Origin of the sequence: Thermocrispum agreste DSM 44070 (genome assembly GCF_000427905.1) — a bacterium.
GTDB lineage: Bacteria > Actinomycetota > Actinomycetes > Mycobacteriales > Pseudonocardiaceae > Thermocrispum > Thermocrispum agreste.
In genome coordinates, this window is the sequence record NZ_KE386604.1 from 13,699 (window position 1) to 25,152 (window position 11,454).

Annotated in this window: 10 protein-coding genes and 1 CRISPR repeat array; of the genes, 4 read left to right on the forward strand and 6 right to left on the reverse strand. The window is 71.1% G+C overall.

Annotation, left to right across the window (positions count from 1 at the left end):
* Positions 1-6: 6 nt before the first annotated feature.
* The gene (locus YWY_RS0114800) at positions 7-903 is read left to right on the forward strand and encodes a phosphotransferase enzyme family protein (protein WP_028848250.1); all 897 of its coding nucleotides are present in this window, start codon (positions 7-9) and stop codon (positions 901-903) included.
* Between the two features lie 174 nt (positions 904-1,077).
* Here YWY_RS0114800 and YWY_RS0114805 read toward each other — a convergent pair whose 3' ends face one another.
* The 5 genes from YWY_RS0114805 to YWY_RS0114825 all read right to left on the reverse strand — a co-directional run bounded on the left by YWY_RS0114805 (position 1,078) and on the right by YWY_RS0114825 (position 4,813).
* Entirely contained in the window at positions 1,078-2,103 is a 1,026-nt protein-coding gene (locus YWY_RS0114805) for a copper resistance D family protein (protein ID WP_028848251.1), read from the reverse strand.
* A 28-nt stretch (positions 2,104-2,131) separates the two neighbouring features.
* Positions 2,132-2,704: a copper resistance CopC family protein gene (locus tag YWY_RS0114810; protein ID WP_038045414.1), complete on the reverse strand. Its 573-nt coding sequence runs from the start codon at positions 2,702-2,704 to the stop codon at positions 2,132-2,134.
* Positions 2,701-3,444, reverse strand: a complete 744-nt coding sequence (locus YWY_RS0114815) for a YcnI family copper-binding membrane protein (protein WP_028848253.1) — start codon at positions 3,442-3,444, stop codon at positions 2,701-2,703. Before YWY_RS0114815 ends, YWY_RS0114810 begins: the two co-directional genes overlap by 4 nt.
* A 75-nt stretch (positions 3,445-3,519) precedes the next feature.
* Positions 3,520-4,074: a hypothetical protein gene (locus YWY_RS0114820; RefSeq protein ID WP_156899277.1), complete on the reverse strand. Its 555-nt coding sequence runs from the start codon at positions 4,072-4,074 to the stop codon at positions 3,520-3,522.
* A 61-nt stretch (positions 4,075-4,135) separates the two neighbouring features.
* Complete coding sequence (locus YWY_RS0114825; RefSeq protein WP_342665121.1) at positions 4,136-4,813, reverse strand: DUF6474 family protein; 678 nt, start codon at positions 4,811-4,813, stop codon at positions 4,136-4,138.
* Positions 4,814-4,892: 79 nt separating this feature from the next.
* Between YWY_RS0114825 and YWY_RS0114830 the strand changes: the two genes are divergently transcribed.
* Entirely contained in the window at positions 4,893-6,539 is a 1,647-nt protein-coding gene (locus tag YWY_RS0114830) for a TM0106 family RecB-like putative nuclease (RefSeq protein ID WP_028848256.1), read from the forward strand.
* Between the two features lie 310 nt (positions 6,540-6,849).
* On the opposite strand, the gene YWY_RS0114835 is transcribed toward YWY_RS0114830, so the two are convergent.
* A complete protein-coding gene (locus YWY_RS0114835; protein WP_028848257.1) occupies positions 6,850-7,608 on the reverse strand; it encodes an SDR family NAD(P)-dependent oxidoreductase in 759 nt (252 codons plus the stop codon).
* A gap of 93 nt (positions 7,609-7,701) precedes the next feature.
* On the opposite strand from YWY_RS0114835, the gene YWY_RS0114840 reads away from it, so the two are divergent.
* Positions 7,702-9,852: a molybdopterin oxidoreductase family protein gene (locus YWY_RS0114840; protein ID WP_028848258.1), complete on the forward strand. Its 2,151-nt coding sequence runs from the start codon at positions 7,702-7,704 to the stop codon at positions 9,850-9,852.
* 250 nt (positions 9,853-10,102) lie between these two features.
* A CRISPR array of direct repeats spans positions 10,103-10,863; the repeat unit is 28 nt; unit sequence GTCGTCCCCGCGCGTGCGGGGCTGATCC.
* Between the two features lie 9 nt (positions 10,864-10,872).
* Positions 10,873-11,304, forward strand: a complete 432-nt coding sequence (locus YWY_RS23790; protein ID WP_028848259.1) for a hypothetical protein — start codon at positions 10,873-10,875, stop codon at positions 11,302-11,304.
* Positions 11,305-11,454: the final 150 nt, after the last annotated feature.

An 11,454-nucleotide genomic window follows, 5' to 3' on the forward strand; every position in this document is an offset into this window, starting at 1 on the left:
GACCGCATGCAGCGGGAACCGCGCTTCACGCCGGACAAGTTGCAGGCCGCGCTGCGCGCGGTGTGCCAGCGGCTGGGCGTCGACCATCACGGGGCGCGGCTGCTGCGGTTCACCAACAACGCGGTGTACGCGCTGGCCTCGATCCCCGCCGTGGTGCGCATCGTCGGCTCCCGGACGTTGATGCACCGGGCCGCCAAAGTGGTGCGGCTGGCCGAACACCTCGAGCGGCACGGGGTGCCCGCGGTGCGGCTGTACCCGGGCGTTTCCCAGCCGGTGCTCGGCGACGACCCGGTGTTCACCGCCACCGTGTGGCAGTGGGTGGAACCGGCCGGGCGCAGCGCCACCCCGGTCGAGCTGGCCGAGCTGCTGAAACGACTGCACGCGGTGCCGCTGCCGGACATCGGGCCGTGGACGCCGCTGGCGGACGTGCAGGCCCGGCTGCAGGACGCCGAGGAACTGGATCCGGACGACCGGGCGTTCTTGCTGCGCGAGTGCGCACGGATCGAGCGGCGGCTGGCCGAGCTGCAGTTCCCGCTCGGTGACGCGGTGGTGCACGGCGACGCCCACCTGGGCAACGTGCTGGTCGGCCCGGACGGGCCGGTGTTGTGCGACTTCGACTCGGCAGGCATCGGCCCACGGATCTGGGACCTGGTCCCGGTGGCGGTGGGCGGGCAGCGGTTCGGCGAGCCGGCAGCGGTGCATCGTGCGCTGGCCGACGCCTATGGGTTCGACGTGCTCAGCTGGCCCGGGTACCCGGTGCTGCGGGCGGTGCGCGAACTGAAGCTCACCACCAGCGTGCTGCCGACGCTGCGCAGCAACCCTCAGGTGCGGCCGGAGCTGTACCGGCGGCTGGCCGACTTGCGGGCTGGCCGCTCGCAGACGGTGTGGACCCGCTACCGCTAGCCACACGCGTTTTCATCCGTACTCCAAACGGGTTCATTCACCGATGGATTCGTGCCGCTCACCGCTTGCCGGAAACGGTGCCTCGATGAGGTGAAATGTTCGGCCCGGCTAGTCACCCCGGGTGGCCCTGGCGCGATGTCTCCGGGAAGGTGACCGCTCGTCCGGAGAGGGCCGTCAGGAGACCGGGGAGCGGGCCAGCACCACGGCAAGGCCGAACGCCACACCCATGACGGCCACTTCGGCGGCGGCCCAGGCCACGAACGCCGACTTCTTGTGGGCGGCGATGGCGGGCAGCAGCCACCACCGCATGCGGGCGCCGAACACGCCCAGCCCGGCCATGCACAGCAGCTTGCCGATCACCAACAGGCCGTACGGGGTGGTGAACAGGGCTTCCCAGAACTGCATGAACGGCTGGCTGAGCAGTTCCACCAGCGCGTTGAACAGCCCGGTGCCCGCCACCACGAACAGGCACACCCCCGCCAGCTTGGAGAACCGCGGCAGCGCGGTGGCCAGCAAGCCACGGTTGCCTGCCAACAGCACGGCCAGCACCGCCAGTCCGCCGGTCCACGCCGCGGCGGCCATCACGTGCAGCTCGATCGAGATGGTGGTGTAGTCGTGGTACTCCCACGACGACGAGTGACCGGTGATCGGCAGCGGCAGCAGCGCGAACAGAGCCAGCCCGATGCGTGCTTCGGCGGGGATGCGTTCGCCGCGCCGCACCGCCAGCACGTCCAGCACACAGTGCGCGAAGGCGAGCCCGGCCACGATGAGCAGCGCCTTGCCCGCCCCGACTTCGGAGACGTAGCCGGCCACCTCGTCCATCCCCAGGGCACCGGCCGAGCCGCGGTATTCCGCGGTCTGCAGCAGCAACGCCACCAGCGCGCTCACCGACCACACCAGGGCGGCGGCGACCGCGGTGCTGCGGGCCGGGCGCAGCACCGGCTCGGTGAGGTCCGGCCGGTCGTAGCCGAGCAGTATCGGCAGCAGGCAGACGCCGATCGTGGTGACCGCGGCGATGTTGAGCAGCGTGCGCACCAGCGGGATCGCGACCAGGACCACCGGCCCGGGGTCGGCGAGGCCGGGGATCGGGGTCAGGCTGACCACCGACAGCCCGAGCAGGGTGCCGAGCAGCGCACCGGTCACGCCGGTGATCACGGCCGGGTACTGCGGGCGGGCCGGGGTCCTGGTCGCTTCCGTCATCGTCGTCCTCGGGTGCGTGGGGTGCTGGTCACGATTCGCTCCGGCCCAGCCGCAGCGCGACCACCAGGCCGACGGCGACGAGGACGATCGCGCCACCGATCCACACCCACAGCGGCAGACCCTCGTCGGGCTCCTCCGCCTGGGTGCCCGCTGCACCGGACGACTGCGCCTCGTCCCCGGCGCCAGGCCGGCCTGCGTTGGCGGGGTCGTCCTTGGTCAGCGTGAACGACAGCTTGTTCTGCACCACGTGACCGTCGGCGGACAGGATCCGGTAGCCGATGGTGTACTCGCCCGCCGGGCCGAGCCCGGACAGCGGGACGCTCACCTCCGGCCCGTTGATCGCGACCTGGGCGTTCGGGTCGACGTACTGCTTGCCGTCCGGGCCGGTGACCACGATCTGGTTGCCGGGGCCCTGCTGGACGGTGGCGTTGAACGTCAGCGTGATCTCGCTCGGGGCCTGGTCGAGCTGGGCGCCCTTCTCCGGGCTGGAGGAGACCAGCACGTTGTGCGCCCAGGCGGGCTGCGCCAGCACGCCGGAGAGCAGGGCGGCCAGCACAGCCGTCAGGACCGCGGCGATTCCGCGACCGATGACTCGGGTCATGACGAAACCTTCTTACGGCTGCGCAGCACCGCGCCGATGCCGGCCCCCGCGCCGAGCGCGCCGACCGCCAGCCCGACGCCGCCCAGCCAGCGCGCGGTGGTGTCCACGGAGTCCTGCTCGCTTTCGGCCGCCTTGGCGTCGGCGTCGTCGTGTGCGGTGGCCGCGCCTCCGCCGTGGCTGTGGCCGTCGCCGGAAGCCGGCGCCAACTCGACCACGGGGGCAGGCTTCTCACCCTCGGGGTCCTCGTCGGCCCAGCTGACCGTGGTGCCGTTGGTGTAGTGCTGGTCGGCGGGCAGGATCAGCCGGTCGACCTCGGGCAGCGGGCCCGCGGTGAACGAGAACTCCTGGTAGGACTCCTCGCCCGCCGGGATCTCGCTGCCCTTCTCGGCGGTCCAGGTGATCGACGTGACCACTTCGGTCACCTCGGCGCCGTGTGACGTGGTGATCGGCTTGTCCAGCTTGCTCCTGGTGATCTCGGCGGTCCAGCCGGGCACCGGCTTGGTCCGCACGCTGGCCAGCGCGTACTCCTTGTCGATGTGCACGGTGAGCTTGTCGGTGCCTGCCTTGTCGTCCTCGTTGGGCACCCGCAGCGTGATGGCGGTGTAGCCGCCCTGTTGCGGCTGTGCTCCGTAGATCTGCGCGGTGACATGCGCGGAGGCCACACCGGGCGAGGCGAAGCCGAACGCCGCCAACACAGCGGCGACGGCGCCGGCACGAACGATCTGACGTGTCTTGGACATGCGGGTATCTGCTCCTGATCTGCACGAGAAATGGGTCGGGCACGGGTGCGGGCGCACCCGTGGTCAAGGGCGGGATCAGGAGCGGTGCGGTGGCCCGCGCCGGGAGTGCACCCGGCGCAGCAAGATCTCGGTGTACGTCGCGGGAATCGTCGGGGCTGCGGGGCAGCGGACGGCGCGCACCCGCGGTGGACCGAAGGTGACGACCACCGGCAGGATGCGGCGTAGCCCGGCCAGCACCGCCAGCAGGCCACGCTCGGCGCCGGTGATCAGCACGGCCATGATCACGGTGGCGCTGGCGTGGGCGGCCAGCATGGCCCAGCCGTCGATCGGCGTGCCGCCCGTCGGCTGCGGGTGGGCGAGCAGTGTCAGCAGGCCGTGCGTGATCAGCTGGGCCGCGGCCAGCGTGACGAGCACACCGATCAGCCGCCCGCTGCGGGTGCCTTTCGTGCGATCGACCAGTGCAGTGGACGTCCAGCCGGTCAAACCCGCGATCACCAGGGCCACCGACAGCGGTGGCAGTGCACCGTCGGCGACGGTGTGCGCGGTGACGGACAACACCGCCGACGTGACGGCAAGCAAGCAGCCGCGCGCGATCCGCACATCGGGATGCACACGGGGACGGCTGCTCACACCATCAGGGTATCCGGGCGATCGGGGTCGTCCCGCTATCCGGTAGCAGACGTTTTCCCGTTCAGACACCCAGGTGACGCAGCAGGCGCGCCTCCAGGCCGTCCAGCTCGTCGGCGACCGCGCGATGCGCGTACTTGCGGCGCGCCGACGGCATCCGCTCCGCGGCCCGCACGGCCGCGCTCAACTGGTGCAGTGTCGCCTCGGTCTGGTCGGCGAACGCCACCTTCTCTTGGTCGCCGGACGCGCGCAGTTCCCGCAATCCTTCGGTGATCCCGGCAATGCGCGCGTGCAGCGCGGCGCCCCGGCCCCGGTACTCGGCCAGGTCGTCCACGCTGATGCCGAGCCTGCGTGCCTGGTACCGCTCGTACGCTTCCCGGCCCGCGTTCGCCGCCCGCACCAGGTAGGGCACCACCACGGGGAGCAGGGTCGGCGCCACCGCCTTGCCGAGGGTGATCGCGTTGCGCACTTTGCTCGCGGTGATCCTCGGCTCCTTCGCCTTTGCCACGACCGTCACTCCTGGTGCTTCGGTGCCCTCTTCGATGGCCTTGCGGGTCGCTTTCGCGGCTTGTTTGGCGGCCGCTTTGGTGGCCCTGCGCTCCCGCTTGGCGGCCCGCCTGAACCGCTTGGCCTCCTTCTTCGCCGCCTTCCGCGCAGTCTTCGCCGTGCCGGCGCGCTCGAGTGAGGACACCACCTCGGCCAGCATGCCCGGGTCGTCGACGTTCGCCTCGCTCGCCGCCATGGCATCAACCTACTGGGCTGACGGCGGCTTGGCACGGCCGACACCGTCGGAGGGGGCGCTTAAGGTGAAACGCGTGGCGATGAGCTTGGCGAACGTGGTGCTGGACGCCGGCGCGGTGACCCGCTGTCGGCGGCGGGTGCATTGGGAGCACGACCCGGCGGCTCCCGACCTGGAGCCGTTGCCCGAGAACCCGGCCACCGAGCAGCGCAAAGCCGACGCGCAGGCGCACCGTGCCGCGGTCACCAAGCTGTTGGCGCAGTACTTCCCGAGATCGGCGTGGGTGGCCGTGCCCACCGACGCCGAGCCGGACGAGCGGATCGCTGCCACGGTCGCCGCGCTGGAAGCGGGCGTGGACGTCGTCTCCGGCGGGCTGCTCCCGGTGGATCAGGAGGCAGGCAGGCGGGGCGGGGCCGAGTTGCTGGTGCGGACGCCGGGCGGCTACGTCCCGGTGATCATCGTCCGGCACCGGGTCACCGACCCCGGGGAAGGGGCGCTGACCACGGCGTTGACCGATCTGAACCCGGACAACGCCCGGGTGGATCCGGCCCGGCGGGTGCGGTCGCAGCCGCGGGATCAGTTCCGCTTGGCGCACGTGGTCGAGCTGCTGCGGGCGGCCGGACACGCCGATCCGGACAGGGTGGTCGGCGGGGTGATCGGCATGGACGCCGACGTGGTGCTGTGGCACGACCTGCTCGCCCCGAGCTTTCCCGGTGAGAAGTCCACCATGCAGGAGTACGCCGAGCGGTTCGCCGATCGGCTGGCGGTGGCGTCGGCGGCGGCCAGCGGTGCCGAGCCGTTGGCCCAACCGTCGCGCATCGTGGCGTGCCGGTACTGCCCGTGGTGGCAGGTCTGCGAGCCGATGCTGCACGAGCGGCAGGACGTCAGCCTGGTCGTGCGCGGCGATGACGCCATGGTGCTGCGCGATGCGGGTTATCCGACGGTGTCGGCGCTGGCCGCGGCCGACCCGGCCGCCGATCCGCCTCCGGTGATGCTCACCGGCACGACGTTCCAGAACGCGGTGGCGCTGGCACGAGGCTGGCAGGCCGGTTTGTCGGTGGTGCGCAAGGTGCGGCAGATCGAGATCCCGCGCGGCGACGTCGAGGTCGACGTTGACATGGAAAGCTTCGTCGACTACGGCGCGTACCTGTGGGGCACGCTGCTGACCGGCGCCGACATCGGCTTGCCGCGGGACTACCGCGCCTTCGGCACCTGGGAGCCGCTGCCGACGGACGACGAGGCCCGCTCGTTCGCCGAGTTCTGGGCGTGGTTCAGCGACGTGCGTGCGCGTGCGGCCGCCCGTGGCCTGACGTTCCGCGCCTACTGCTACAACGCGATGGCGGAGAACCGCTGGCTGCTGGGTTCGGCGGAGCGGTTCGCCGGCATGCCGGGCATCCCGAGCGTGGCCGAGGTGCAGGAGTTCGTCGAGTCGGACGAATGGGTGGACCTGTTCGTCAGCGTCTCGGAGAGCTTCCTGTGCGCGGAGGGCAAGGGTCTGAAGGTGATCGCCCGGATCGCCGGGTACGAGTGGCACGACCCCGAGGCCGGTGGCGAGGCCTCGATGCGCTGGTACCGGGAGGCGGTCGGGCTGACCAACGGGGCGCCGGATCTGGCGCAGCGCGCCCGATTGCTCCGATACAACGAGGACGACGTGCGCGCCACGCACACCCTGCGCGAGTGGATGACGGGCGCGGCGATGACGGAGATCCCGTACTACGGGGACTTGTGAGCAGCCGACGGTCGCTTGCCAGGACTGCCACGGAGGCTCTCGAGCCCGCGCCACGGCAGCTGGTGGGCCAGCGCTTCGATGGCCGGGTGCGTCGGCGATCTGTGGGTCGGCGTCGCGGTGACCTGTGAACCTGCGGTGCCTTGGCCGCGATGACCCATGATCTGCGGCGCCCGCCCGCCCGGTGAGCCCGCGCCGCGGCACCGCGCCGGTGGACGAGTGCGTCGCTGGTGCGGCGCGGCTGCCGTGGCGCGAGCTCGAGCCACAGGTTCCGACTGCGGAGTTGTCTGCTTCTGATCGATCCCGCTGATGATCAGCGTGGAGCCATGCGCAGCGCGCCGTCCATGCGGACCACTTCGCCGTTGAGGTAGTCGTGCTCGATCAACGCGATGGCCAGCTGGGCGTACTCCTCCGGCTTGCCGAGCCGCTTCGGGAACGGCACCCCGGCGGCCAGCCCGGCCCGGAACTCCTCGGTCACCCCGGCCAGCATCGGTGTGTCCACGATGCCCGGCGCGATGGTGAGCACCCGGATGCCCTGTGAGGCCAGGTCACGGGCGGCAGGCAGCGTCATGCCCGCCACGCCCGCCTTGGACGCGGCGTAGGCGATCTGACCGATCTGCCCCTCGAACGCGGCGATCGACGCGGTGTTGATCACCACGCCGCGCTGGTCGTCGGCCAGCGGCTCGGTCTTGGCCATCGCCTCCGCGGCCAGGCGCATGACGTTGAACGTGCCGAGCAGGTTGATCTCCAGCACCTTGCGGAACAGCTCCAGGTCGTGCGGGCCCTTCTTGGACAGCACGCGGCCCGCCCAGCCGACGCCGGCGCAGTTCACCGCCACGCGCAGCGGCACACCGGCGTTGGCGGCCTTGTCCACCGCCGCCTGCACCTGCTCCGGGTCGGTCACGTCGGCCTCGACGTAGGTGACACCGTCCGGGTGGGGTGCTTTCTCGATGGCGGGGGCCAGGTCCAGCGCGAAGACGGTCGCGCCCTTCGCGGCGAGTGCGGCGGCGGTCGCGCCGCCGAGGCCGGAGGCGCCACCCGTCACGATGGCCGAAGTCGATGCGAGTTCCATGCCGCGGAGGTTATCTCAGGCCGCGATGGGACCTTTGTGTAGATCCGGCGCCCGGCCGTAGCCTGGGGTGACCGCGCGGGACGGAGAGGTCCGATGACCGAGACGCACTACGCCAGCTGCACCCTGTGCGAGGCGACTTGCGGGATCACCGTGACCACCGACGGTGACCGGGTGGTGGACATTCGCGGCGACGAGAACGATCCGATGTCGCGCGGCTACATCTGCCCGAAGGCGACCGCGCTGGCGGACCTGCACCACGACCCGGACCGGCTCACCCGGCCCGTGGTCAAGCGGGACGGCCGGTTCGTGAAGGTCGGCTGGGACGAGGCGTTCGACCTGGTCGGGCGGCGGCTCCGGGCGATTCGCGGCGAGCACGGCAAGGACGCTCTCGGCGTCTACTACGGCAATCCGACCGCGCACAATCTGGGCCTGCTGGTGTTCGGTGTGCCGTTGTTCCGCTCCCTCGGCACCAAGAACGTCTACGCGGCGACGTCGGTGGATCAACTCCCGCACATGCTGGCCGGGCTGCTGATGTTCGGTCATCAGGCGTTGCTGGGCGTGCCGGACATCGATCGCACCGATCTGTTCGTCTGTCTCGGCGCCAACCCTCTGGTGTCCAACGGCAGCATCATGACCGCGCCGAACCTGCGGAAGCGGCTGCGGGCGGTGCGGGAGCGCGGCGGGCGGGTGGTGGTCGTCGACCCACGGCGAACGGAGACCGCGAACACCGCCGAGCACCTGTTCATCCGGCCGGGCACGGACGCGCTGATGCTGCTGTCGGTGGTGCACGTGCTGTTCGCGGAAGGCCTGGCCCGGCCCGGCAGGCTGGCCGACCGCATGACCGGGCTGACCGAGCTCCGTGCCGTGGCCGAGGGTTTCCCACCGGAGAAGACCGCGCCGGTCACCGGGGTGGCGGCCGACGATGTGCGAGCGCTGGCTCGTGCGCTGGCCACCACCGAACGGGCGGCCGTCTACGGCCGGGTCGGGATCTGCACGCAGGAGTTCGGCGGGCTGGCCACCTGGCTGGTGGTCGTGGTCAACGCGCTGACCGGCCACCTGGACGAGCCGGGTGGCTACATGTTCACCACGCCGGCCATCGATCTGGCGCCGCTGGCGCGGCTGGCCGGTCACGCCGGAAGCTTCGGCACGTTCCGCAGCCGGGTGCGCGGGCTGCCGGAGTTCGGCGGCGAACTTCCCGTGGTGACGCTCGCCGAGGAGATCACCACGCCGGGGCCAGGGCAGGTGCGCGCACTGATCACGGCGGCGGGCAATCCGGTGCTGTCCACCCCCAACGGCCGCCGGCTGGACGAGGCGCTGGACCAGCTGGAGTTCATGGTCAGCATCGACCCGTACGTCAACGAGACGACCAGGCACGCCGACGTGATCCTGCCGCCGACCGGGCCGCTGGAGCGATCCCATTACGAGCTGTTGCTGGCTTTGGTGTCGGTGCGGAACTGGGCCAAGTACCGCCCGCCGGTGTTCCCGCGTGGCGAGCAGCAGCGGCACGACTGGGAGATCTGTCTCGAGCTGGCCGTGCGCCTGCTCGGGCCGGATGTCCCGCTGCTGCGGGCCGCCGGGCGGCTTGGCGTGGCGACGCTGAGCAAGCTGGGGCCCGAAGGCATCGTCGAGCTCGGCTTGCGAGCCGGACCGCACGGCCTGCTGCGCGGTGGGTTGTCGCTGCGCAAGCTGCGGAAACACCCGCACGGTGTGGACCTCGGACCGCTGCAGCGGCGGTTCCCGGAGCGCCTGTTCACCAAGGGCAAGAAGATTCACCTCGCGCCCAAGGAGTATCTGGGTGATCTGCCGCGGTTGCGCCGCCGGATGGAGCAGTGGCAGCCGGGCGAGCTGGTGTTGATCGGCCGGCGCCAGCTGCGCAGCAACAACTCGTGGATGCACAATTCACCGCGGCTGGTGAAGGGCAAGCCACGCTGCATCCTGCTGGTGCACCCGGATGACGCGCAGCGCCTGGGGCTGGCCGACGGCGAACAGGCGGTGCTGTCGTCGGCCGTCGGCGAGGTGCAGGTGCCCGTGGAGGTCAGCGACGAGGTCATGCCCGGGGTGGTCAGCCTTCCGCACGGCTGGGGTCACGACCGGCCAGGGGTTCGCTTGTCGGTGGCGAGCAGGCACGCGGGCGCCAGCATCAACGATGTCACCGACAACAAGTGCATCGACGAGCTGACCGGAACGGCGGCGTTGTCCGGCCAGCGGGTCACCGTGCGGGCGTTGGCGGCGACTCGCTCATGAAAGGACTTGCTCCTGCAGACAGCGACGAGCGCGCGGCGGACTGTGGCTGCGTTGCTTCTCTTCGATGTTCAGCAAGGGTTGAGCATTGCCTCGCTGTGCGGAGCGGCCGGCGGCGTGCTGCGCAGCTGAGAAGGCCGTGACATCCGGCTGTCCACTGCTCTTCTGCGATCCCCCCCAGGGGCACATCCGGGGGGGCGGACAAGGGGGCAAGAAACAAGACTTCGTCGTGTATCGTTGCAGTTCAGGAAGTGTCGTCCCCGCGCGTGCGGGGCTGATCCCCCCGAGGACCACCGTCGGCGCCGCCCTCAAACGTCGTCCCCGCGCGTGCGGGGCTGATCCGATCCAGGCGGGCGAGGGCGAAGCCGTGTACGGGTCGTCCCCGCGCGTGCGGGGCTGATCCGTGCTGGACCAACAGCCGGTCGTAAGTGGTCTTGTCGTCCCCGCGCGTGCGGGGCTGATCCGATCCAGGCGGGCGAGGGCGAAGCCGTGTACGGGTCGTCCCCGCGCGTGCGGGGCTGATCCGTGCTGGACCAACAGCCGGTCGTAAGTGGTCTTGTCGTCCCCGCGCGTGCGGGGCTGATCCGTGCACGCGCACGACTGAGTTCACCGAGCTGGAGTCGTCCCCGCGCGTGCGGGGCTGATCCCTTCCGCGTGGTCAGCTCGCGTTCCCCGATCCAGTCGTCCCCGCGCGTGCGGGGCTGATCCCCCGACTGAGCGTTGGGCGAACTACAAGACAGCGTCGTCCCCGCGCGTGCGGGGCTGATCCTGGCAGCGCTCGGGTCTGTCTTGCTCGCGATGGGTCGTCCCCGCGCGTGCGGGGCTGATCCCCTTCTCGATCAGGCTGACAGAGAACGCAGACGGTCGTCCCCGCGCGTGCGGGGCTGATCCTCCGGGTGCGCGTCCCGCAATCCTTGCCGTAAAGTCGTCCCCGCGCGTGCGGGGCTGATCCGGCTGCCGATCGGCAACACGACAAGCTGCGCCGGTCGTCCCCGCGCGTGCGGGGCTGATCCGGAGACCAAGATGAGCACCATGTTTGCCGCCCGCATCATCACCGCCGAAGCCGACATGGCCCCTGAGGTCGTCGTCACGCTCCGTGACAACGAGTCCGGGGACGAGCACCTCATCGCCACCTACCCGATCAGCGACGGCGAGGACGCCGCCGGCCTTCTGTGGGAGCACGGCTGGCGCACCCTCGACGACCCGTCGCAGGTCGGCACGAGCGTCGACGTCGGCTACGACATCACGATGGTGGAGCCCGCCGACTACGAGCAGATCGTCCAGCACGTGACTCTCGCTCGCGAGCAGGCCCGGATCGAGCACGAGCGGCAGGACACCGCGTGGCGCGCGATCATCCGCCACGCCATGCACGACAACGCCTCAGCCACCGCGCTCGCCCGGGCGGCCAGGATCTCCCGCGAGCGGATCTACCAAATCCGGGATGGCCGCCGCTGACCCGTGCCCCGGCTCTGCTGCTCTCCCCGGAGCCTGCCCAGCGGCGAGCGTCCCTTTTCGGCAGAGCCGGACCGGCTGCCAGCTGCTGCCCGGCCAGGCGTAGCCGGGGCGCCGCCCCGGGACCCCGGCAGGGCTCTGCCCTGCACCCGG